Below are 23,547 nucleotides of genomic sequence, written 5' to 3' on the forward strand. Positions count from 1 at the left end.
GGTCGACAGCGTGATGTCGCTTTCCGTCTCCTCGGTGGTCCAGACAGCGCGCGGCTCGCCACCGTCGACTGCCACCTCCCACAGGTCGCCCGAGCGCGCGAAGGAGATCGCCTTGCTGTCGGGACGCCAGGCGAGCGAATCGATCACGTCTTCTACGTACTGCGTAAGGGCGCGAGGCGCCGCAGGGGAGCCCGAGCCGGCGTCGGCCACGAACAGGTTCTGCACGCCTGCACGGTCCCAGATGAATGCCACGCGGCCGCCGTCTGGCGACCAGATGCCCTGCGACGGGTGCTTGATCTCGATCAGATCGTCGATCGTGATTGTCTTCGTCTGTTCGGCTCGAGAGCCGGCCGGCTCGTTGCTTTGCTCGCCTCCGACGAGGCCAAGCGTGCAGGCGAGCGCAACACTGGTGAATTGCGCGCGTGAGGTCACAGTGGCGCGACTCCTTTCTAGAAGGTGAGCTTCAGGCCGAGCCGAGCGATGCGGGGCGACAGGATGGCAATTGGCTGGCCGAAGGTCGGGCCCGCGTTCGGGTTGATGGTGGTCTTGCTCGATTGGTTGAGCAGATTGAACACATCGATCATCGCTTCCAAACGGATTCCGTTCCGGAGCGAGAAGACCTTCGAGCCGCGAAGATCCCACATGGTGACGTTGTCGAGCCGCGTGGTGCCGCGAGGCTCGGCCAGCACGCTAACGTTGCCCTGATTCAGACCACGGAGCTGGACCTGCTTGGTGACCGGCTGGCCCGTGAAGTACCGGAAGTTCGTGCTGATCGTGTAGTCGCGAGGCAGCACATACGTACCGATGATCTTCCCGATGTACGTGCTGTCGAGACCGATGGCCCCCTCCTCACGATTGAGATTCAAGTTGGGATCGTTGAGGTCGTCGTTGAGGCCACGATCGAAGAGCCCCTCGTCTTTGCCGACTGTGAGGCCAGCGAGCAACTGCCAGCGATCCGCCATCCGCTTGGTGACCGTCAGCTCGATGCCGTTGTAGGTGTCATCCAAGCCGTCGGCATGCGTGATGATCCGGTCTGCCAGACCAAGGGTCGCAGGACCCTGATCGAACACCGTGAGAGGACCTTCCGGACCATCGACCTGCACCGGTGTGTAGTCGCTCGGGGTCACCGCGAGGTTGACGCCGCTGAAGCGGCGCCCGTTGTGCCTGCGATAGTATGTCGCGGCGACCGAGAGATTCCGGACGACCTCGCGCTCGATCCCGACAGTGAGCTCGTCCGAGTACGGCTGTTCCAGATCGGGATCGATGCGGTTGACCCGTCCTCCATATGGCCGCGTGGGTGGCCCGAGCTCGTCGAGCTCGGCGACGTCGTTCCCGTTCCGATCGGCCCAGCTCCTGAAGTCGCCCCCGAGATTGTTCGGGTTCACCTGCTCCACGAGGCGGGTGCCCTCTTGCACCATGAACCTGCCGACGAAGCCCTTGAGAGCGGTCTTGCCGTCTCCGGTGAGGTTGTAGGACGCACCGATACGCCACGCGCCGTCGCTCCAGCTTGGGATGTCATCGATGCGGGCAAAGCGCTCCGCCGGAAAGAAGGCGTTGTCCGGACGCGACTGCTCAGGGGCGTACCCAACGAGTCGCTCGAACCGCGCGCCATAGTTGATGGTCAGCCGCTGGGTAACGGCCCACGCATCCTGCACGTAGAGCGCGAGCGTGTCGATGTAGTTCTTCGAGGTGACCGGGGTGTTGTAGGTTTGCACCTCGAGCGGCGCGCCATCGAAGTACCGCAGCACGTAGTCGCCGTTGGCGGCGTAGAAGTTCTGATTGAAGGCACGGCCGAGCTCGAAACCCGTCTTGAACGTGTGGGATCCGGCCCAGTCGTCCACGAAATAGGAGGCCGAGAGGTTGGCTTGGTGTCGAGTGGCTTTGTTCTCGAAGTCGTAGATGGCGGCTCCGTTGAGCGTCTGGCGGACGATGTCCTGTCGCGCGAAGTCGCTCGGGCCCACGTCGTCTTGGTAACGCAGTGGGAAGATGAGGTGAAGGAACCCGTAACGCGCGTCCAGGAACAGCCTCGGCGTGACAACCGACGTCCATTGCGCCTGCGCGATGCTGGCCGGCTCGATCTGACGCCAAGAGGCCTGTTCCTCCACCAGATCGCCCGTGGGGCGGCGGAAGAAGCGATTCTGATAGTTGAAGCTGTAATCTGCGCTCAGCTTGTTCTGGTCGTTGATCTGCGCCGTCACCTTGCCGAGGACGTTGGACTGGTGGTTGATGTCTGCGGCGGGCGAGCCGTCCGGCCGCAGGATGCCGAGCACGCCCGTGTTGATGTCGAAGCGCCGATACGAGGAAAAGAACCAGATCTTGTCGCGGCGAATCGGACCGCCGGCGTGCGCATTGAAGTCGTAAATGAAGTTGATGGGATTGCCACTCGAGGCGCCCAGCTCGCGCAGCTCGTCGGTGACGTTGTCGCCTTGAAACGAGTCGTCTTCCCAGAAGATGCTCGACCCGCCGGCGAAGCGGTTGCCACCGGACCTCGTCACCATGTTCATGTACACGCCGCCGGTGGCGACCTCCGCTGGCGCGCCGTTGGTCATCACGTTGATCTCGGCCATGCTGTCGTGATCGAAGTAGAACGCCGTGGCGCCACCGTTGCCGCCAGGCCAGTTCAACTTCAGGCCGTTGATGGCGTACTCCTGTTGGCCGGCCGCGGACCCGTGGACCTGCATCACACTCTGCTGGGCACTTGCCGTCCCGCCGACGTTGAACGTGCTCATCGTCGCACCCGGCACCTGTTCGACGGTCGACCAGATCTCACGCGCCTGCGGGATATTGGCGAGCAGATCGGCGTCGAAGTTCGTGCCCTTGCTCGTGCTCTTGACATCGACGGCCGGCGATTGACCAGAGACGGTCACCGCCTCCGTGACGGAGGCGACCGTGAGCGCTTGGTCGACGCTCGTGACCACGGCGACGTTGACGCGGATGCCGGCACGCTCGACCGGCTGGAAACCATCGAGCTCGAAGCGTACCGTGTAGACGCCGGGTGGCAACGCGATGACGCTGTACGTTCCCTGCTCGTTCGTGGCGGTTGACTGCGACCGAATGAGCGCCGGGCTCTCGAGCGTCACCGTCACACCTGGCAGGATGGCGCGCTGCTCATCACTGATGAGGCCCGTGATGGTGCCGGTTTGAGTTTGTGCGACCACCGGTGCGGTGGTTGCCAAGATGCCCGCGGTGAGCACGAGCAGACGGAGCGAGATCGAGCGCAGCATACACGCCTCCCCCGGGTGGCAGGTCTCGTAGGGACTATACGACGGCGCGGCACGGAATGCTGACGGCTGAGTATGGGCCCCACGGAACGTCAACCCAGACCCGGCGACGAGATCGCGCACGGTGCGTGACAACGACGACATCGCCGGGAGGCGCCTGCCGAGCCACTTGCCCGGCGGTAGCGACAGTCAGGATAGGCAAATAAAAAGCGAAAGTCAATCGGAACCCTCTATACTGCGCGGACGCGCGTCGAGCGCGCGCAGGAGGGAAGCGGGTGCTGGAGCTCATCGAAGCGGGGAACGCGTGGCTCAATGGTCTCGTCTGGGGTTGGCCCACGATTGGGTTGCTCCTTGGAACGGGCATCCTCCTGACGATCGTCACCAGGGCAGTTCAGTTTCGTTATCTTGGCGTCGCGCTCCGCGAAGTGCTCGGCAAGCTCACGCAAAAGGGCCAGGGGCGCGGTAGTGTGTCGCCCTTCCAGGCAGTAGCGACCGCGCTCGCCTCGACGGTGGGCGTTGGCAACATCGCGGGTGTCGGCACCGCGATCGCGATCGGCGGACCTGGCGCGCTGTTCTGGCTGTGGGTTTCGGGCCTGCTCGGGATGTGCACGAAGTTCGCCGAGATCGTCATTGCCCTCCACTATCGCGAGCCGGACGCCGCCGGCGTGATGCGCGGCGGCGCGATGTACACGTTGAAGAACGGGCTCGGAGTGCCGTGGCTGGGCACGATCTTCGCGGGCCTCGTCTCGCTGGCGGCGTTCGGGATCGGCAACATGGTGCAGGCCAACTCGGTTGCCGATAGCCTGCGCGCGACGTTCGGCGTCGCCCCGTGGTTGACTGGCGTGGCGCTCGCGCTGGTCACGGCCGCCGTCATTCTCGGCGGCATTCGCCGCATCGGAGAGGTGACGGAGATTCTCGTCCCGGGCATGGCGTTGTTCTACCTGGGCGGCGCGCTCGTCATTCTGGGGCGTCACGTCACGGAGATACCGGCCGCGCTCGGCTTGGTCTTCGACGGCGCGTTCAGCGGAACGGCGGCTACCGGCGGCTTTGCCGGCGCCACGATCATGATGGCCCTGCGCTTCGGCGTGGCGCGCGGGCTCTTCTCGAACGAGGCGGGCCTCGGCAGCGCGCCCATGGTCCATGCTGCCGCGCAGACCGACCATCCGGTGCGTCAGGGGCTCTACGGAATCTTCGAGGTGTTCGTCGACACATTGCTCGTGTGCACGACGAGCGGTCTGGTCATCCTGGTGACGGGCGCCTGGAGCTCCGGGGAAACCGGCGCTGCGCTGTCCGGTCAGGCATTCTCCCTCGGACTGCCCGGAACTTGGGGCAACATCGTCGTTACGACAAGCCTCGTCCTGTTCGCGTTTTCGACGGTGATTGGCTGGAGCTACTACGGCGAGACTGGGATCGTGTACCTATTCGGTGCAGGGGCGGCAGTACCCTACCGTCTGGTCTGGCTCCTCTTCATCTTCCTCGGTGCAGTGGGCTCGCTGCACCTCGTCTGGGACATCGCGGATACGCTGAACGGCCTCATGGCGATTCCGAATCTGATCTCCGTGCTAGCGTCGCTCCCGCTCCTACTGCGGTTGCAACGCGAGTTCTTCGGGAAGCGCGGTTCCTGAGTTGTGGGAGTACGAGACATGCGATCCATCGGCGCTGTCCTCCTAGTGGCGTTGACCGGCGTGAGCGTGCCTTTCGTCGCACAGACGCCCGATCCCGTCGGCGACGTGCCAATGTTCAGCGGCCGGGATCTCTCTGGCTGGGTGAACATCAATTGCGCTCCGGATACGTGGTCCGTTGAAGATGGCATCGTGCACTGTACGGGCGCGCCCATTTGCGAGCTGCGCACCGACCGCATGTACGAGAACTTCATCCTCGAGCTGGAATGGCAGCACCTGAAGCCGAAGGGCAACGCGGGTGTCTTCGTGTGGGCCGATGCGTTGCCTGCGCGCGGCGGGCCGTTCTTGCGGGCGGTCGAGGTGCAAGTGCTGGACGGGAGCGAGACGGCGAATTCTACCAGCCATGGCGACGTATTCGCGATTCACGGTGCTCGAATGACGCCAGACCGTCCGCACCCGGCTGGATGGATGCGCAGCCTCCCGAGCGAGAAGCGCGCGCGTCCAGCAGGGCAGTGGAATCACTACCGCATCACCGCGAACAACGGAACCGTCAAACTGGCCGTCAACGGCAAGGAGGTGTCTGGCGGCTACGACATCACGCCGCGGAAGGGCTACATCGCCCTCGAATCGGAAGGGTCGCTTGCGCTATTCCGGAACGTCCGGATCAAGGAGCTGCCGGCCTCGAGCGGACTGAAACCTGATGAGGTCGCTCGACCAGACGAGGGTTTCGTTTCACTCTACAACGGTAAGGACTTGAGCGGATGGCGCCCGGTCGCGCGCACCCGCTCGGCTTGGTACGCGAAGGATTGGACGATCGTGTACGCGGGAGCGAATGGCGCAGCGTCCGGGGCCCTCTGGAGCGAGGAGGAGTACGGCGACATCGTCCTCATGGTGGACTGGCGGTACACCAGCGAGCGCGGGCCTGACGTGATGCGGGCGTTGGCGCCCGGCGAGGGTTGGTCTCCACCTCGAGGGGCACGCGTCGCCGTCGTGCCGCGACCGCTGCCAAGTGGCGACCGCGGCGCCTGGCATCGCGCGCTGGTCACCATGAAGGGACAACGCCTCACGGTGGATGTGGACGGGCACACACTCGTGGACAATGTCGAGCAGCCGGGTGTCCCTGAGCGTGGCCCCTTCCTCATTCAATCAGGTGAGGCGGCCATGGAGCTCGCGAACATCTTCGTCAAACGACTCGACTGAGCGCTGAACCTCTTAGGGCCTGTCAGGGAATAAGTGCACCATTCTGGCTGCCGATGCATCCCGTCTGGCAGCGTTGCTCGTCGCTTACATACTCCCGGTATGCGCACACTCCTCGCGCCTTGCCAGACGGGCGCCTCGACACCCAGAACGGCACACTTATTCCCTGACAGGCCCTCAGCGCCCGGGCGACAGGTACTTTGCGAGAAACGCATAGACCTCCGCACGTGACTCGCGTGCCAGCTTCGTGTCGAGGCGGTTGAACGCATGCCCCCCCGGCGCGTCCTCGTACACCTTCGACTCGAACGACTTGCCTGCCGCCTTCAGCGCCGCGATCAGGTGCGCGACCTCCATGACGTTCACATCCTCGTCGTTCGAGTTCGTGTGAAGCAGAAGGGGCGTCTGGAGCTTGTCGACGTGATAGACGGGCGACCGCTTTCGGTACTCCATCGGGTTATCGACCGCCTCTTTGCCGATGAACCCAGCAAAGAGGTCGCGATAGCGTTGTGACTTGTACCCCATGCGCTGAACGAGGTCGCTCACCGGCACGCCGGCGTAGGCGACTTGATAGGCCGAGGGCCACCGAAAGACGTTGAACAACGTGTGGAAGCCGCCATGGCTCCAGCCGAGAATTCCGACGCGCGTCGGGTCGGCCTGGGTCAGATTCTCCACCGCCCAGTTGCGCGCCGCGTAGGTGTCGTCGATCTCGGTTCCACCATAGTCAATCTGATCGTAGAAGCCGCCGCCGTACCCCGTGCTTCCGCGATACTCTGGTGCGACCACGATGTAGCCCTGATCGATCAGCTCGCGGACTATGTGGGCGTTGCCGGTGTCGAAGTCGCCGTGCACGCCGCCGTGAACGAAGACGAGGAGAGGCGCCTTGGACGAAGCGTCGAGCGACTTCGGCACGAACGTGTACGCGTAGATGATGAGCGGGTTGCCCGCACCCTGGCCGGTGGGATTGTCCATCCGCACCGGGGCGCTGGTGAGCCGCACCTTGTCGATGGCGGCAACCTCTCCGAGGCGGAAGTGCCACAGCACGTCGTCGATTTTCTTCTCCAGAGCGTCGAACCGATGTGAAGTCGCACGCTGACTCCGCACCAACTGCCTCAGCTCTGCCAACTCGTCGGCGGGTTCCGGATCGGGCTGTGCGAAGGCGGGCGACACACAAACGAGAACAGCGACGGACACGACCAACGGCGCAACGCGGTGCATCAAGAGTACCTCCGCCGCTCATCATGCACTATTCGGGCCCGACGCCGTAACTCCCGGTATTCTTCCTCCTCGCGCCTTGCGGGCCGGGCGCCTCGGCGCCCTCGGTGCGTGGCCGTATTTATGCACCGGACCACTGAGGCCGCGCCCTACCAATCCACGACGGAGCCATCGTCTTCGTCGTAGCTCTCGGGGTTGCGCCAGTCATGGCCGATCTTGTCGGCCATCGCGTTCTCGTCGAGCTCGACCCCGAGACCAGGACCGGTCGGCAGATCGAGATAGCCTTCCCGCACGGTAAACGGCTTCGTCAGGTAACCCTCGCCCAGTGAGACCTGTTCCTGGATGAGGAAGTTGTTGATCGACGCCGCCAATTGAACGCCGGACGCCAGTGAGATCGGCCCCAGCGGATTGTGCGGGGCAATCGCGGCGTAATACGCCTCGGCCATGCCCGCGATGATCCGCACCTCGCTGATGCCGCCGGCGTGGCTCAGATCTGGTTGGAGAATCGTGGCCGCCTTCTTCTCGAGGACCTCGCGGAAGCCCCACTTCGTGAAGACGCGCTCGCCAGTCGCAATCGGCAGGTACGTGCCGCGCGCGATCTCCGCCATGACGTCGTGATTCTGCGCCTGGCAGGGCTCTTCGATGAACATCGGGCTGTACGGCTCGAGCTTTTCGATCAACACCTTCGCGAGGGCTGGAGAGATACGGCCGTGGAAGTCGATGCCGATGTCCACATCGTCGCCGACGGTCTTGCGCAGCTCGGCGAACTGCTCGGCAGCGTAGTCCACCTCCGCCGGCGTCTCCATGTAGCGGTTCCAGATGCGGCCGGAGGTGCCGCGGCGCCGGCTGGCGGGGCCGGTCTTGAAAGCCGTGAACCCCTGTCCGATGGCCTGCGTCATCTGCTCTGGGGATCTGGCATGGGCATACACGCGGACCCGATGTCGGGTCGGTCCGCCGAAGAACTCGTAGACCGGAATGCCAAGCGCCTTGCCCTTGATGTCCCAGAGGGCCTGGTCGATGCCGGACAGCGCGCTCGTGAGAATCGGGCCGCCGCGGTAGAACGCGTGGCGATAGATGGCTTGCCAATGGTGCTGTACAGCGCGCGGGTCCTTGCCGGCCAGATAGGCCTCGACCTCTTTGACGGCGGCCGCGCACGTCACGGCGCGCCCCTCCGTGATCGGCTCACCGAGGCCGACGATGCCCGCGTTGGTGTGGATCTTGAGGAACAGCCAGCGCGGCTTGACCAGGAAGGTCTCCAGCTTCGTGACCTTCAGCGCGTCCTTGGCCGGAATAGGCGCGTCCTTCAGCGTTTGCTGGGCGCGGACGAGTTGTTCGTCCGTCGTGACCATGATGCCGGAAGCGGCGAAGATCCCGGCGATAGCTTGACGGCGTGTCACACTCATGGGCGTCAATCTATCACGGCCCGAACGGACGCCTCGGCGAGGCGTCCCTACCGGCGCCATGGTAGGGCGCGTCAGCCTCCCGCGCCGCGAACCGGAGGCCTCGGCGAGGCGTCTCTACGTGCGCGATGGTAGGGCGCGGCTCGCTAGAAGAGGAACTTCACCATCACCTGGACCCTCCGCGAATAGTTGTCCTGGGTCGACGCCACCGCCGAGCCGAACGCCGCTGCCGTCGGACTGATATTGGGCGCAGGGAACAACGGATGGTTGAGCGCGTTCAGCGCTTCCAGCCTGATCTGCAAGGACTTGTCGCCGATGATTCGTGTGTTCTTGACGAGCGAGAGGTCGAGGTTGTTGATCGCGGGCCTCCGCAGGAAGTCGAACCGGAGCGGGAACGTGCGAACGTTCGAGGCGAGCTGCTCGCCGCTGGCGCGATTGAATCCAGCCTCCGTGTTGAACCAGCGCTCGACCGACCGCTCGCTCGAAGACAACGCGATGTCCTCGGGGTCGCCGGTGAAGATGATGTTGCCCCAGTTCTGGAGGGGGCGGCCTTGTTGATAGGTGTAGATGCCAGAGACCTGCCAACCGCTGGTGAGCGTCGACACAGCGCGGCTCGCCTGTGCCCCAAACCGGCGGCCCTCGCCAAACGGGAGCTCCCAGATGCCGTTCAGCGTGAGTCGATGTGGGACATCGTGGACGCCGATGAACTCGCTCGGCTGCGGGTCGTCCGCATTCAGGAACTCCACTTGCTCGGTGAAGCGCGAGAACGTATAGCTCCCCTCGAGGGTGTAGCCGGCCGCGAAGCGGCGGTTGAGGCGGAGTTGCAGTGCGTGATACCAGGACGAGCCGAGGTTGGTCGTCGTGATCACATCACCAAACTGCGGGAAGGGCCGAAGCAGCCGCTCGCGAGCGATGGTCTCGCCGCGCAGCGCTCCGATGGCCGTCTCCGGCAGCAGGCCGAAGAACGGATTGGGGACCTGCTCGGTCAGGTAGTCGATCGTCGCCTGATCGCGGACCCGGCTCGTGCTCAAATACTGCTGGGGGATCGCGTTGAGGTTACGCCTGCAGCAGGTGTCGGCCGACGTTTCGAGATCTGTTCCGTGGTTGCCGACGTAGGCGACTTCTCCGACCCAGCCTCCGGGGAGCTCGCGCTGGATGCCGATCTGCCAGCGCTGCATGCGGGGCGAGCGCGGCTCCGGATCGAAGAAGGAGATGTTCTGCCCGAGGAAAGTCTCGATGCCCTCCGCCGCACCAAGCGGCTCCTGGATGCTGTTCTGGAACGGGTTCGACAGCGTCTCGACGAACGTCAGACCGTTGTCGAGGGTCGGCACGAGGTTCGTCCTCTGGCTGAAGCCGCTCTGAATCACGTCGCCGCGGCGCTGGCCCAGAAAGCCGTAGAACATGCCGTAGCCGCCGCGCAGGACGGTCTCCTCATCGAGCTGGTAGGCAAAGCCGAGGCGTGGCATGACGTGGTTCTTGGGCGTCTCGTAAAGCCCGCGCGGCTGCCCGTCCACGCCCGCAAAGAGGAGGCCGCCGCGGACGTCGAACTGATCGGGGGAGATCTCCAGCGTCGGATTGCGCACATACGCTGCGCGCGCCGCCGCCTCGATCGGCTGAACAGCAGTCGCATCGAAGCCGCGAACACTGCGATTCTCGGCCTCGACCATCGGCGTCTCGAATTCGTAGCGCAGGCCGAGATTGAGCGTCAGGCGGGGGCCGACGCGCCAGTCGTCCTGTACAAAGAAGCCCCACGTTTGCGACCGCTCGTCGTAGCTCGCGGCGCGGTTCACCCAGCCGGAGCTCGGTAGCCCGAGCAGGAACGACGCGAACGACTGGCCGAGCTCACCGGGCGACGACGGCGAGTTGTCGAGCGGCCCGAGGGTCCACGTCGAGTCGAAGTTGAACTCACCGGTTTGATCGTTGCCGAAGAACGTCTGCGTCTCGCGGTAGCGCCGAAACTCCATGCCCGTCCGGAGGGAATGGGTCCCCGCTGACTTGTTCAGCGTGGCGATGAACGATTGCGTCTCGGTTGGCCGGTCGAAGCCGCCCACGGCCGTGCTCTGATATCCCTCGATGTCGATGCGCGGAAAGCGCCGGATGTCCGCTGGAATGGCGTTGTTGTAGTCGGCGGGGAAGCCGAGGGTCGCCAAGTCGAAACCGTGGTTGCCGGAGTTCGAGTCGCTGCTGCGGATGAACCGGTCGTAGCCGTACCTCACGTTCAGCACCGTGGTCCCATTGAAGGCGTAGACGTGGTCCAGCGCAACCTGCCGCGAGGCGAACCCAAACTCCTGGCCCGTCGCGATGGTGTCGAAGTAGTTGTTGTAGTCGCTGTCGCGGTCGTACCAGCTCACGCGTCCGTACATGCGCTGCTTGTCGGTCGCCACGTGGTCGATGCGGATCGTGTGCGTGCCGTACGCCGTGTTCTCCTTCAGCTCGGGCCGCTGAAAGTTGTTCGTGCCGTCCGGATTGCCTGCGGTCCTGGGCGCGGCGACGTAGCCAAGGATCTCTTGTGCGACTGGGTTGATGAGCGCTGGCGGGATGATGTTGCCGGGAAAGGGGTCCTGTTCGTACCGTCCATCGCCAACCGCTCGTCTCGTGAAGGGGTTGTAGATCTGATATTCCGGTCCGAGCGCGAGGAGCTCCGAGAAGTCGCCATTGCGCATCTTCTCGGTCGGGACCGTCGGAGTGCCGTTGTTGCGTGGCCGTGCCTCATCGATGCCTTCGTAGCCGTACATGAAGAAGGTCCGCTGCCGCAGGATCGGACCGCCCGCTGTCCCACCCCAGCGGTTGTAGGAGAAGTCGGGCAGAGGAATGTCGTTGGCGTTGGCGAAGAAATCGTTGGCGAACAGATCGGCCGGCATCTTGGTGAAGTACGCGGTGCCGTGCAGCTGGTTCGTTCCAGACTTCAAGCTCAAGTTGGTCACGCCGCCCTCGGTATTGCCGAACTGTGCATCGAAGTGCCTCACCCCAGCGATGCACCGCGAGTGCGCCGATTATGCAGGCCGGAACACCGGCCGCGCCGAGGCATGCGAGCACTTCCGCAGCGGCTCTCACGAGGTGGTTGGCGTTCATCGTCTGGATCCGCGCTCACGCGCGCGGGTGAAGACGCGCTGATGGAGCAGGAGCTCTTCGCCTTGATCACCCTCCCAATCCGGGCGCCAGAGATCCAGGACGTAGCCTGAAACGCGCTGTGCTTCTTCGTCGGTCATGGTGGCGAGGTGCTCCCAGCGCTCAGCCTCGAGGATCGGCCCAACGCGCTTCCAGTTGTCGAGCCACCGCTTCATTTGTTGGCGAGCTTCCGGAGACAACGTCGACTTATGGGAGGTCACGACCCCATATTACTTCGGCTGGACCTGCGCGGCGCGCTCGGCGAGCGCGCCCTACCATCGCAGCGGTAGGGACGCCTCGCCGAGGCGTCCGCAGGCGAATCGGCAACTCACGGCGCGTCGTTCAGGCGGCGGGCCGTCGTAGACCCTGCCAAGACGAAGGCGATTCCACTCATCGCGAGGGCTTCGACGACGGCGGTCCACTCGTTGCCATCGCCGGCCGACGTGACTGCTCTCGGGATGTGCAGCACGATGACCCAGATGAAGATCATGATGCCCGAGAGCGTCGCGGCCAATCGCCGTGTCTTCTCGACAAGGAGCCCGGCGCCTCCAGCGATGAGGGCGATGCCCGCGAAGTAGGTCCAGAAGAACGGCCCAGGAATCCAAGCGGGCACCAGGGTGTGCACGAACTCGACGAGCACGAAATGCTCGATCCCGCAGATGATCATGAAGATTACGCCCACGCGAGCTGCCCGGGCAGCATGGCGGGCCACGCGGGCGCCCTGCCGGTAATGAAATCGCCATAGACGGCGTGCTCGACGCCAAAGGCCATCAGGGCGACGGCGACAAACGACCGGCCGACTCGTGCGATGTCGATGTTCGCGGTCCTCCTATGAGGCTGGCGTTGAGAGCTGACGCGCCGCGAGACCAATGACGCGCCCTGAATCCTTCTCCTGGACGACGAGAATGACCTTGAGCGCCTCGCGCTGCCAGTCTCGATCGAGATCGATTCGGCGGCTCTTGGTGAATGCCTTCTTCCCGTCGAACGATCCGACGCGATCGAACGAGCGAACGACAGCCACGTGCGACAGACGACGCGTCGCGTTCTCACCCCGCTCGACGTTGGTCACCAAGCCGTCTTCGGTCACGGCCAACAGCACGTCGCTCTTTTCCACGTGACCGCCTGGAGCGGCGACCTCGATCTCGACCGACGCGCGATCCCCACGCGAGCGATCAGCAGCCACGTCGAGCGTGACGTCCACTTTCGGTGCCGCCGCCGACTCGTGAATGAGTTGTAAGGCAGCGTTCCGATCGTGGCCGACTGTCTGTGTGACGCCGTCAACGACGAGCTGCGGTGTATACGGCCCCTCGAGCTCCAATTTCTCCGCATACGTGCTCTGCCGGCGCGAGTGTGCAGACGAGGAGAACCGGTCACGCCATCCCAGGTCGTTCCAGTAGTCCACATGGAAGGCGAGCGGGATGATCTGCACCTTGGGAACGGGCTGCTCCGCCAGCAGCGTGGCGAGCAGCTGGTCCGCAGGCGGGCAGCTCGAGCACCCCTCGGACGTGAACAGCTCGATGAGCACTGGTCTGCCCGCGGTGCTGCTCTCCTCTTTGGCCTCCACGTGAACCGCCAGCAGGCAGGCGGCGAAGGGCAGGAGGGTCAGGACGCTGAACACGACGAGACTCCGGGACTTCATAAATCACCTCCGTTCCTCTCTTGGTCGTTCTGCGGTCCAGACCAGCTCCACCGTTTGTGGCTTGAAGCACACGCGGTCGTCGCAGGCTTGATAACGCAGCAGCGCAGGAATGCGGGCCAGCCGGCGAGGACGTGTGTCGGATGACACGGTCACGTGCTGGGTCACGGGGAACGTTCCGCGATACACGAGAAACCGCTCACCCGTCAGCGTGAAGACGTGTGGCTCCGGCGTTGGCAGCTCCAGCCGTCCGGCCTGGACCGGTGACTTCTCGGGAAACGAGATCGAGAGCGGGTAGTAGCCACGCTGGCCAGGTGCGAGGATGTGGACGCCAGCGCGGAGACGCACCGACAGGCGCAAGGCGAGGGTCCCGTCCGACCGCGTCTCGATCGGCGCCAGCTCGATGTCCGCGAACGACGATCGTACCCTTCGCTCGTCGCTCAGGGGCCGCGACGAGGACGGCGAAGGCGGCGCGGGAGGGCCGTCTCGCGGTCCCACCTGTACCGACGCGAGACCAGAGACGAGGGCCGCGCAAAGCAGCAGCAGCGACATTTCAGCGAACACCCGCCACGGCGCGTTCGGTGAACGCGTCCTACCTCCTTGGTAGCGGCCCTTCATCGAAGCGTCCGTTCTCGGGTCGATTGTGTCCCCCGCGCTCATGGCCGACAAGGGCCAGTTCTGTGAAATCGGATAGAGCCACTTCGCGTCCATCTACTCCCAGCCGCACGCCTCCGTCGGCGGAAGCCAGTCCGGCCCTGGATCACCGATCGGTGCCCCGGGTGGAGCAACGGGAGCGGCTGGTCGCTCCTCGACGGGTGCCGCTGGACGCTCCAAGAATCGCGTGATGTCGGCCGCGAGCAAGCTCCGCGCCGGCTCCGCCCCCTCCGTGTCGTTCGTTGTCTCGCCGGACTCGCGAGGCGCGGTCGCGACCAGCTGTCGCAGCCGGTCCGTGGCGACTGCCCGCACCTGCGCCATTCGTGCCCCCGCTGCCAGATCCATCAACCGCTCGGCCAGCACCCGCTCGACCGCCCATTTGATCTGCGCGTCGTACGGCGTCGAGACCTCCGCGCGGAAGCTCCCTTCGACGAGCCCGTCGATCACGTCGCCCAGGCCGGGAAGCGACGGGTCCAGCGCGTGTTGCTGAACCAGCCGAGCGGCCCGCTCGGCGTCGAGGACGTTCGAGATGGTGAGGTCGGCGGCAACCACCGCCGGTGTGATCGCATCGAACGCGCCACCCGTGTGTCGTGGGAAGAGCTCCCGATGCGGCCCGTACCCCATGGGCCGCGGCGGCAGCGACTCGACGATCGCCTGCGGGACGCGGAGGTTCGCCGCTTGTATCGTTGTAACGAGGGCGTCGAGCGCGGCACGTTGCTGAGCGGCGGGCACGCGCTGGGTCGGCGGGCGACCATCGCCGCGCGTGGCGTACTCGTACTCGAGGCCGCCGAGCGTCGACGCCGCCGCCTCGACCTGGTAGCGGTGGTGCAAGAACAGCGGGACGAGCACCTCCTCCATGGTGGCCATCGGTCTGCCGTGCTTGATGGACTGCTCGCCGAACTGCGCGAGGGCGACGCGCCGCACCTCGAGCATGCGCGTCAGCTCCGCTGCCTGGTCGGTGCCGTTCGCCCATTGATCGGCTTGCGGCGTGTTGCCGGTGTCCTGATTGGTCAGGAAGCGAACGTCCTGCTTCCAGGCTTCGTCCAGGATCGACGCCAGCTCTGTCTCTTCGTTGGTGCCTGGCGCGAAGTCTTGATAGCCGTACGCAATCGCAGCGTTGTCCCACTCGCCGATGTCGTGCGCGTAGACACTCGAGGAGTCGAGGGAGCCGTCGGACCCGAGTGTGACGAGCGGGTGCGGGTAGTCCATGACCGAGATACGACCGGCCCGGCTGTTGTAGTAGTTGTGCGCAAGGCCAAGCGTGTGGCCAACCTCGTGTGCCGAGAGCTGGCGGATCCGGGCGAGCGCCCACTCGCTAAGCGCGGGCGGTGTCTCGGTTCCCTCCTTGTACGGGGAGAGCAGGCCTTCGGCGAGCAGATAATCCTGGCGCACGCGCAATGAGCCGAGCGTCACGACGCCCTTGATGATCTCGCCCGTGCGCGGATCGGTAATCGATGCACCTGTGCTCCAACCGCGTGTCGATCGGTGCACCCAGTTGATCACGTTGTAGCGCGCGTCGAGCGGATGCGCATCCTCCGGCAGCATCTCCACGCGGAACGCGTCGCGGTAGCCCGCTGCCTCGAACGCCTGGTTCCACCAGCGCGCACCCTCGAGAAGCGCGGAGCGAATCGGCTCTGGCACGCCGGGGTCGAGGTAGTAGACAATCGGCTCCACCGGATCGCTCACCTTCGCCGTTGCGTCCACTTTGGCCAAGCGGTGCCGCCGGATGAACCGCACGTCCATGGGCTCGCCGAGAGGCGCAGCGTAGTCTTGAAACCGGACGGGGCTGTAGCCGGCGCGCGGGTCGTGGCGGCGCGGCTCGTAGCTCCCATCAGGCAGCTCGATGAACGAGTGGTGAACGCGAATGCTGGCCGCCTCGTCCGTCGCCGCGACGTCGGCGACCCCTTCGAAGAAGCCACCACCCGCGAAATCTGCTCCCGGGCCTGGCGCTGGGCCCCCTTCCGGAGCACCTTCCTGCCGCTCCTGCACGAAGGTCAGCTCCGCCTCGATCTCGGTGTTCTTCGGAAAGCCGAACGTGCCAGGCAGGTATACGGCGCTCCGCGTCTCGTCGAAGCGGTAGGTACCGGGGCGCAGACGTCGCGCCAGGCTCAACCCGTCACGCACCAGCCACTCGGTGGCGTCCACCAACACGCGCCCGTCCGATTCGGCGCCAACCGTGAAGCCCCAGAGCACTGATCGCGCGAAGGCGTCTCTCACCGCGCGCACCTCGGCGGCGTTGTCGCTCGACGCCCGGAATTGGTAGTTCGGCTGCACCATCAGCACCTTCGGCCCAACGCGCTCGAACAGGACGATGCGCGAGCCAGCGAGCTGACCGCGGTCGAGGCCAATGTCGTTGGAGCCGAGGCCGGAGCCGAAGCCGGCCGAGTGCAGCATCTCGACGTCGAGCCGGGAGATCTCCATCCAGATTTGGCCTGCCCGCTCGTCCCAGTAGAGCGGGATGAAGCCGTCGAGCTTCTTCATGCCAGCGGTCTTCTCCGCGATGGATGGCGGGGCACCTCGCGGTTCATCCTGCGCCGGCTGTGCGAGCGCGACGTGCGCTGCCAGGGTCACGGCGAGCGTCCCGACCGCTGCCCGCCCCCACCTCGTGGAGCGGGCGGCGGGGCGCGCAATCGGGCAAGAGAAGTTGCGGATCAACGAATCGAGCATAGGAACCTCCGTCCGAGCGCAGCGGGCAGTGTGCGATCCCGATGCGGAGTGTACATCGCGAGAAAAAGGAACCGGGTACCTTTTCGCGACCGAAAAGGTACCCGGTTCCTTTTTCAGGCGCGTGCCGCGCGAAGGAGCAAGAGAGCCCAGGCGAGGCAAACGAGCAGGTAGAAGAGCGCCAGCTTCGTTCCGATGAACGCCAGCTCAATCCAATTGGGAGGGAGGCCGGGCGGCCGCCAGTGGATCGCGCGCCAGGGGAGCCACACGAGAACGGCCAGCACGGCAAGGGCGAACAGCAGCCTCCCTGGGCCGCACGCCTGCCAGAGCCACCGGAGATGGCCCAAGCTGCGCGCGCCCTCGGCGCTGCCCGCCGCGAGCAGACCCGCGGCAATCGATGGTGCCACCACCCACCGGACGAACCGCGTGAACAGAAAGAAGCCGCGATGCAGCCATCCGACATCGGCTAGGCCGAAGGTTGTGATGAACCACGCGTCGATTTCACCGCGGTGAGTGTTCCACCACACGTCGCCATACCGCGTGAGGAGCATCATCAGTCCGAGAAGCAACAGCGCAACGGCGAACGCTGGAAGAACCGTGGCGCTTCGACGCAACGCCTCCGTCAGGCGGGTGCCTTCCCGCTGCCAGTGGAGCGCGGTGCCTGCCGAGATTGCCAGCAGTGCGAGGGCGAGGATGGCGGCGGAGGCCGAGACGAGGAGCAGGAAGACCGTGGACTCCGGCGTTTGGAGCAGCCACCAGTAGCAGGCTGCCGCCAGGGCGTGGCCGACCGCAATTGCGAGCGTCATCTTGGTCAGCGCAGGAATCACAGGTTTCAACGCCTCAGGTTGTTTGCACAAGGGCTCAAGGGCTCAAGGGCTCAAGGGATCAAGGGATCAAGGGATCAAGGGCTCAAGGGCTCAAGGGCTCAAGGGATCAAGGGGGGCTCTTCAGGCATATGTAGCTCGGGCCTTTCCGGCCCGTGGCCGAGCACCCGTAAAACCTTGTCTACACCCCCGTTTGAGCAAGTCTCCACCCTCGATCCCTTGATTCCTTGATCCCTTGATCCCTAATTCCCCCCGCCCTTTGCCGCAGCCTCCGGCGTTTCGTCTGCCTCAGCCACCGTCACCCGCGCGGCCGTGGTCGATGCAAAGAGGCCTGGCTGGTACATCGGCGCGACCCTGGCAGGCATCGATCGAAACTCACCGGGCGTGACGACCCTGAGCAGATACGTCAACTCTTGACGCCCATCGTGGAGCTGCTCGAGAAACGCCGCAACGTGCGTGTCGCGCAGCTCCCGATATCCAACGAACCAGTCGTATCGCCCCTCGTCTTCATCGGCGGGCTCCAGCGTGTAGCGCTCTGGATTTGCCACGGCCTCCGCGCCGGCTGGCAGCGGGTCCTCGATCATCAGGTGCCGCCAGTCGCGGGATCCTGCGACCACGAGCCGCACGAGCACGAGATCTCCAGGCTTGGCGACACCGCGAAACGGCTGGCGCCGGTAGACGATCTTGCCGTCAGACGAGGAGGCCGCTAGCAGAGAGTACTGCCGGCTGATGGCGAGCTTGCGGGTTCCCGTCGCCGGCAGTCCTTCCGCGGTGTCGTAGTAGTGAGCGGCCGCCGACCAATACAGCGCGCCATCGCCCTTCCTCACGAGGCGGATGTCGTTTGCTCCCTCCTGCGCCGGCGCTGTGACAACGATCGGATCCGGACTCGTCCAATCAGACGGCGTGAACGTGTGCTGACCAGCACGCTGACCGTTGACCATCACGTCCACGCTGTACGTGCTCGGCTGTTCACGGCGCGCCCGCATATAGTCGAGGAGCCCGTACAGCACCATCGCGGTTTGCTTGGTGGAAAGCCAATACCCGCCGGTCCGGCTCGCCAGGAGAAATCGCACCGCGCGCTCGAGGGTCGGATCCTTTGGCGCGTGCGGGGCCAGCGCGCGCACAGCCCAAGCGGTGGCCTCGACAGAGGTATCGATCCAGGAATCGCCGAGCAGGGGATCACCCTCGGTCGTCCACCACGTGAGCCCGCCTTTGGTGATCGCGGTGTCCAGCAGCTCTCGCGCGAGTGTCGACGCGCGTCGGTCCTTGGCAAGATCGAGCGCAAGGAGGAGGAGCGCACGCCCGTAAGCGCTCATACGGCCGCGAGCCGCCCAGAGCGTCTCGAGCGCGGCGCGCTGGTCGAATGCCGCCGCCTCGAGGCCCTCCCCGCGCCCGAGGGCGAGGACATACGTTGCGTACGCCTTCAACTCTGGCACGGCGCGCGGATACGCGGCGTACAGGGCAGCGAGCGCGTCCGCCGCACGCTGCAGTCGTGATTGATCGACCGCGAGCCCGGAGCGCCGCGCTTCGATCAACGCCCAGAGCGCGTAGGCCGTCATGAACGGATCGCTCTCCGCCGTCTTCCACCAGCCCCAGCCGCCCTCGTCATTTTGCAGGTCGACCAGCCGTTTCAGCCCCTCGGCTGACCTGCGGTCGACGAGCTCGGCTCGTTCCGTTGGCGCGATCTGCAGATCCGTGAGGGTACGCAAGACCAACAGGTTCGGCACGAAGCTCGAGACGGTTTGCTCGGTGCACGCGTACGGGTAGCTCACCAGATAATCGAGGGCGCCGAGCATCGCGCCCGCCAGTGATGGAGCCAGGGTCACCCGAATCTGCCGCGCGGCGGGATTGGCACGATCCGGGACCGCGAGCGACACACGGTCGGCCGTCTCTGCGTGAAGCAACCCGGAGACGCCCTCTTCCCGTGCAAGCCCGTAGGGGAGGACGGGCAGCGTGAGCTCGACGTTGTCGGAGTCTGGTCCGGCGGTCAGCGCCGATCCAAGGAGGGTGGCATTTCCAGGCCGCTGGGCGACGAGCGGCCACGAGTGGCGCTGTGCTCCCCCTTGATTGAGAATGGAGCTCTGCGTGTCGACAAAGCCCTCGTCTCTGGCAAGGCCCTTCGTTTGGAGCGACACATTGACCTTGGTGGCCCCCTCGAGATAACTGTGTGCGACGGTCGGCACTCGCACGCGGTCGCCTTCTGTCAGGAAGCGCGGTGGCACGATCCGAAGGATGACGTCCTTGGTGGTCGTGGCGCGCGCCACCGCGGTGCCCGCCCGTGTATCCGTCGTGATCGCACGCGCCGTCACTCGCCAGGTCGTGAGCGAGTCGGGGTAGTCGACCTGCACGGTGGCCGTTCCCGTATCGTCTGTCATCAGGTCGGCCACCCAGTAGATGGCGTCCGGAAACTGCTTGCGAACGAAGGGGCGCTCGGGGCGCTCCGCTTTGAAGTCGGCGAGTGTCAGCGGCCGACGTCTCGTCGCGAGCTTCAGCGTCCGCGTCCCGGCATAGCCGATGAACGAATAGTTGCGGGAGAACTGCGTGCCGACCCGGCTGTACTCGTTGCGATAGAACACGCGCAGCGGATCCGGCGTCGTATCCGGCTTGACTCCGTAGACGGCCTCGTCCACGACGCCAACGCTCACCTGCGCTGGCACCGGATTGCCGGAGCTATCGAGCGTTCGAATGGTGAAGACGCCAGGCTCCCGCGGCTTCGAGAGTGCCGCTCGAGCGGTGACCGTCACCTGGAGCCCACGCGTCACGGGTGGCACGTCGACACGCCGCTCCGCCTGGTACACGCGATCATCCTTGAGGAACACCATGTTGACCCACGTGTTACCCAGATCCAGCTCTTCGATCGGGACCTCCAGCAGCGCGCCGGCCGGCAGCCGCGAGACTCGATGCCACGTAATCGTCCGCCCTTCCTTGGTCACGAGCATCGGTCCGGTGGCATCAGCGCCACGGATGACGAATCGTGCGGTATCCCCCGGTTGATAGCTCTTACGGTCGGGAATCAGCTCGAGCTGTTGCTCGCGATCCCACGTGCTCTCTTCTCCGGTCGTCGGGACCCACAGCCAGGTGCTGCTCTTGACGATCCGATCGCCCGAGCGCGCGCTTGCGTAGAGACGATAGCTCCCACCTTCAGCGGGGACCCTGGTGTTCCACACCGCCCGCCCCGAGGCGTCCGTGGACACAACCCCCTGAGCCATCACCTCCTCGCGCTCCTCGCTACGTCCGGCGGCGTCATCATAGGTATACCAATGGCGTGCGAGCCAGACGTTCACCGGAAGATTCACCTGGGGTTGACCTGCATAGTCGACGACCCGAAGCCTGAGCGACGCGGGCGTTCCGGGACGGAAGACGAAACGGCCGGCCGTGGCCGCAATGAGAAAATCGCCGTAGGTGGCAACCGTGCGCCCGGCCCCCGAGACTTCCTGCGCGCTCTGATCGGTGACGCGCGCTTCAATCGTTGCCGTGTAATCACTGGCTTGGTCGTCCACGGCAAGTGGGACCTCCACGGTCGCCTCTCCGCGGGCATCGAGCTTGGCGGTCGTGGCAAAGATCTGCTCGCCACCGTAGCCGTAAACCGGCCCGCCCTCCTCATCGGCCTCGTCTGCCGAGTCCACCCACTGGAGCGGGGAGCTGTAGAACGATTTGTGAAGAACGATCTTGACCGGCGCGCCGCTGACGGGTTGACCGAAGTAATATCGCGCGCGGACCGTGGCACGCACGCGCGTGCCCTGTCGCGCGAATCTCGCAGACGAGTCGACGGTCACCTCGAGCTCGGGCTTGCGATACTCCTGAACCTCGAACGACCCGAGATAGGTTTCCTCGCCACCGCTCGTCATGGCGATGGTGTAGTAGCCCAAAGCGGCGGAGGGTGGCAGTGTGAGGTCGGCCGCGATGGCGCCAAACGCGTCGACGCGCCGCGTGCTCCGCAACAGCACCTTGTCGCGCGCATCTTTCACGCGCAGCTCCACCTCCGGCGACCCGAACGGCTGCAGCTGGCTTCCCTCCCGCGAGCGGAGGATGGCTTTCAGGTGCACCTCGTGGCCAGGGCGGTAGATGGGGCGGTCTGTGTAGACGTAGGCCACCGGCTCCGCTGCGGGCGCTCTGAAGTTCCAGGCATAGGGATCGGTGGCCACGGCCTGGCTGCCGCAGTGCGCCACCGCGACGACCTGGTCAGAGGCGATCTGACCGACGCTGGCCGTGAAGAGGCCGTCTGCATTCGACGCGCCTTCGGCGATCGGCTTTTGGCCGGCGAGCAACCGCACGCGGCAATCGGGCACCGGCTCGCCCGTGAAGCGGTTGACGGCATACGTGAGAAAGCGGCCGGGCGCCGCTTTGGTGACGAGGCCGATGTCGGAGACGAGCACGATCGTGTACGCGCGAAGCGGCGGATTGACGGCTTCGACGACGTACACACCGGCGCCTGGAAGGTCGAGAGGCAAGTGCCGGTACTCTGCCTCGCGGACGGGGGGCAACTGCTCGCGCCACGATGCCACCAGTCGCTCCCGATTGAGCAGCGGGACCTGGGCAAAGGCGTTGTAGCTGAGGACCTGGCGCTGCTGCACGGCGGCACGGTCGAGGCGCGCACGGCGCGCCTGCCGCTGCTCGAGGCTCACCTGCCGGCGCAGGAAGTCGCGGAGCTCTTGCCGGCGGGCAGCCTTCCATCGAGCGATCCGCTCGAGCCAGGTCTCCTCTTGGGGAACGACCGGCTCGGGGCTCCCGAGCACGTGCGGGTCCCGGAGACCTTCGAAGAACGCGATGGGGTCCTTGACGCGATAGATGCGAAAGTCCAGGTGGTCCACTTCCTGGAACGTCAGCCACACCTGCGCGCGCTCACGTGTGTTGAAGATCTCGCTGCTCGCCAATGAGAAGCCGGCGCGTCGCTGCGGCTTGGTTTCCTGGCCGAGCGCGGGCGTGCCAAGACACGATACGAACAGGAGGATCGCCGCGGCACGAGTCATAAAGAAGTGCGCCCTCATGGTAACCGCAGACGATACACACCGAGAAACCGCGGGTTGACGGCGAGCGGCCGCCACCGCGGCTCTGGATGACGCATTAGATCGCCGAGCCGGACTTTTCGTGCTTCGCCTTGCGCGGCCTCGTCTATTTCCTCGGTAATCGGACCTGTGTGGTAGACGACCCAGTCGTTCCCTTCTTCTTCGAAGACCGACCGCCCCACGAATACCATCAGGTGATACGGCTCGTCCTGCTGGGGCTGGTAGAAGACGAGCAGATCGCCTGGCCGCCGCGCGGCGACATCGCGACCGACCCGCGTGGCATTGTCGCGCACGATCGTCTGCGCATCCGCGAACTCGGCATGGCGTACATCGCCGTCGTCCGACACGCGAAAGATCGGCACCATCCCATCACGCGCCGCCGGACGGTTGACGACTTCGGGGTACACGCGCGTCATGGGAAGGCGCATGCGTCGGAGCCACTCCGTGGTGTGCGGGCGCAGCGCCTCGCGTGCGGCGTGACGCACGAGTCCCGCACAATCGGTCACGTCAGTCGTCGGCCGGTAGAACTGCGCATCTGCGAGCAGCACGAACCATGCGCGAAATGCTTCGCGATCCGCGGCGTCAGGCGACCGACGCGCACTGTCACCGCCCCTCTCGCGCGGAGACGAGGCTGGCGTACCGGATCGTCGTGCCGCGCCATCCACGCGCTCGCCAGGCCCGGGACCAGCACCGCATGCCGCAGTCAAGCTGGCCGCTAGGACGGCGCCGCTCGCGAGGAGAACGTGCTTGAACATCGGCATACGGCCCAACGATCCGCTGAGCTTCGCGGCTGTGTCGCTGCTGCTTCTCGCCGTGGGCATGGCCGCAAGCTACCTCCCCGCGCGCCGCGCCACGAAGACCGACCCGATCGTCGCCCTCCGGTGCGAGTGAGCCGCACGAGCAACACGTTCGTTTCCTCTGCCGACGACTGCCACAGCTCAGCCGTCGAAGACGTACCGATCACACAAATCAGATGTATGCTGACACAAAGCTGATCACGCAT

General features: G+C 65.3%; 14 protein-coding genes and 2 pseudogenes. 3 read left to right on the forward strand and 13 right to left on the reverse strand.

What is annotated here, in order from left to right:
- A partial coding sequence (locus GEV06_11445; protein MPZ18512.1) for a hypothetical protein occupies window positions 1-432 on the reverse strand: 432 nt, incomplete at its 3' end.
- Window positions 433-449: 17 nt separating this feature from the next.
- The gene (locus tag GEV06_11450) at window positions 450-3,365 is read right to left on the reverse strand and encodes a hypothetical protein (GenBank protein MPZ18513.1); all 2,916 of its coding nucleotides are present in this window, start codon (window positions 3,363-3,365) and stop codon (window positions 450-452) included.
- A gap of 131 nt (window positions 3,366-3,496) precedes the next feature.
- On the opposite strand from GEV06_11450, the gene GEV06_11455 reads away from it, so the two are divergent.
- Together GEV06_11455 and GEV06_11460 are read left to right on the forward strand one after the other, a co-directional pair.
- Window positions 3,497-4,846 (forward strand): amino acid carrier protein, encoded by a 1,350-nt coding sequence (locus GEV06_11455; GenBank protein ID MPZ18514.1) that lies wholly within the window; start codon window positions 3,497-3,499, stop codon window positions 4,844-4,846.
- Window positions 4,847-4,864: 18 nt separating this feature from the next.
- Window positions 4,865-6,043, forward strand: coding sequence for a DUF1080 domain-containing protein (locus tag GEV06_11460; GenBank protein ID MPZ18515.1), 1,179 nt, complete (start codon window positions 4,865-4,867; stop codon window positions 6,041-6,043).
- A 174-nt stretch (window positions 6,044-6,217) separates the two neighbouring features.
- On the opposite strand, the gene GEV06_11465 is transcribed toward GEV06_11460, so the two are convergent.
- From GEV06_11465 to GEV06_11495, 7 genes are all read right to left on the reverse strand, one after another.
- Window positions 6,218-7,255, reverse strand: coding sequence for a prolyl oligopeptidase family serine peptidase (locus GEV06_11465; GenBank protein ID MPZ18516.1), 1,038 nt, complete (start codon window positions 7,253-7,255; stop codon window positions 6,218-6,220).
- Window positions 7,256-7,401: 146 nt separating this feature from the next.
- A complete protein-coding gene (dgoD, locus tag GEV06_11470; GenBank protein MPZ18517.1) occupies window positions 7,402-8,655 on the reverse strand; it encodes a galactonate dehydratase in 1,254 nt (417 codons plus the stop codon).
- A gap of 143 nt (window positions 8,656-8,798) precedes the next feature.
- Window positions 8,799-11,618, reverse strand: coding sequence for a hypothetical protein (locus tag GEV06_11475; GenBank protein MPZ18518.1), 2,820 nt, complete (start codon window positions 11,616-11,618; stop codon window positions 8,799-8,801).
- A gap of 102 nt (window positions 11,619-11,720) precedes the next feature.
- Window positions 11,721-11,936: a hypothetical protein gene (locus GEV06_11480; GenBank protein ID MPZ18519.1), complete on the reverse strand. Its 216-nt coding sequence runs from the start codon at window positions 11,934-11,936 to the stop codon at window positions 11,721-11,723.
- A 152-nt stretch (window positions 11,937-12,088) separates the two neighbouring features.
- Window positions 12,089-12,442, reverse strand: coding sequence for a hypothetical protein (locus tag GEV06_11485; protein MPZ18520.1), 354 nt, complete (start codon window positions 12,440-12,442; stop codon window positions 12,089-12,091).
- Window positions 12,443-12,589: 147 nt separating this feature from the next.
- Window positions 12,590-13,399, reverse strand: a complete 810-nt coding sequence (locus GEV06_11490) for a DUF1223 domain-containing protein (GenBank protein MPZ18521.1) — start codon at window positions 13,397-13,399, stop codon at window positions 12,590-12,592.
- Between the two features lie 3 nt (window positions 13,400-13,402).
- On the reverse strand, window positions 13,403-14,107 hold the full coding sequence (locus GEV06_11495; protein MPZ18522.1) for a hypothetical protein: 705 nt from the start codon (window positions 14,105-14,107) through the stop codon (window positions 13,403-13,405).
- 5 nt (window positions 14,108-14,112) lie between these two features.
- Here GEV06_11495 and GEV06_11500 point away from each other — a divergent pair.
- Window positions 14,113-14,201, forward strand: a pseudogene (locus GEV06_11500) (ABC transporter ATP-binding protein).
- Window positions 14,202-14,464: 263 nt separating this feature from the next.
- Here the strand turns inward: GEV06_11500 and GEV06_11505 are convergent.
- The 4 genes and pseudogenes from GEV06_11505 to GEV06_11520 all read right to left on the reverse strand — a co-directional run bounded on the left by GEV06_11505 (window position 14,465) and on the right by GEV06_11520 (window position 23,365).
- Window positions 14,465-15,793: pseudogene (locus tag GEV06_11505) on the reverse strand (peptidase).
- A gap of 1,037 nt (window positions 15,794-16,830) precedes the next feature.
- The gene (locus tag GEV06_11510) at window positions 16,831-17,571 is read right to left on the reverse strand and encodes a hypothetical protein (GenBank protein ID MPZ18523.1); all 741 of its coding nucleotides are present in this window, start codon (window positions 17,569-17,571) and stop codon (window positions 16,831-16,833) included.
- A gap of 209 nt (window positions 17,572-17,780) precedes the next feature.
- Window positions 17,781-22,526 carry a hypothetical protein gene (locus tag GEV06_11515; GenBank protein MPZ18524.1) on the reverse strand — a complete coding sequence of 1,582 codons (4,746 nt, stop codon included), beginning with the start codon at window positions 22,524-22,526 and terminating at the stop codon, window positions 17,781-17,783.
- Window positions 22,523-23,365 carry a DUF1175 family protein gene (locus GEV06_11520; GenBank protein MPZ18525.1) on the reverse strand — a complete coding sequence of 281 codons (843 nt, stop codon included), beginning with the start codon at window positions 23,363-23,365 and terminating at the stop codon, window positions 22,523-22,525. The genes GEV06_11515 and GEV06_11520 overlap by 4 nt, the downstream gene beginning before the upstream one ends.
- Window positions 23,366-23,547 lie beyond the last annotated feature (182 nt).

Source organism: Luteitalea sp., assembly GCA_009377605.1.
In the GTDB taxonomy this organism is placed as follows: Bacteria; Acidobacteriota; Vicinamibacteria; order Vicinamibacterales; family Vicinamibacteraceae; genus WHTT01.

Bases quoted from the DNA above. Each gene is read 5' to 3' on its own strand.
- GEV06_11450 (MPZ18513.1), bottom strand. From the start codon at position 3,365: ATGTCGTCGTTGTCACGCACCGTGCGCGATCTCGTCGCCGGGTCTGGG.
- GEV06_11460 (MPZ18515.1), top strand. From the start codon at position 4,865: ATGCGATCCATCGGCGCTGTCCTCCTAGTGGCGTTGACCGGCGTGAGC.
- GEV06_11465 (MPZ18516.1), bottom strand. From the start codon at position 7,255: ATGCACCGCGTTGCGCCGTTGGTCGTGTCCGTCGCTGTTCTCGTTTGT.
- dgoD (MPZ18517.1), bottom strand. From the start codon at position 8,655: ATGAGTGTGACACGCCGTCAAGCTATCGCCGGGATCTTCGCCGCTTCC.
- GEV06_11480 (MPZ18519.1), bottom strand. From the start codon at position 11,936: ATGAAGCGGTGGCTCGACAACTGGAAGCGCGTTGGGCCGATCCTCGAG.
- GEV06_11490 (MPZ18521.1), bottom strand. From the start codon at position 13,399: ATGAAGTCCCGGAGTCTCGTCGTGTTCAGCGTCCTGACCCTCCTGCCC.
- GEV06_11495 (MPZ18522.1), bottom strand. From the start codon at position 14,107: ATGGACGCGAAGTGGCTCTATCCGATTTCACAGAACTGGCCCTTGTCG.
- GEV06_11515 (MPZ18524.1), bottom strand. From the start codon at position 22,526: ATGAGGGCGCACTTCTTTATGACTCGTGCCGCGGCGATCCTCCTGTTC.
- GEV06_11520 (MPZ18525.1), bottom strand. From the start codon at position 23,365: ATGCCCACGGCGAGAAGCAGCAGCGACACAGCCGCGAAGCTCAGCGGA.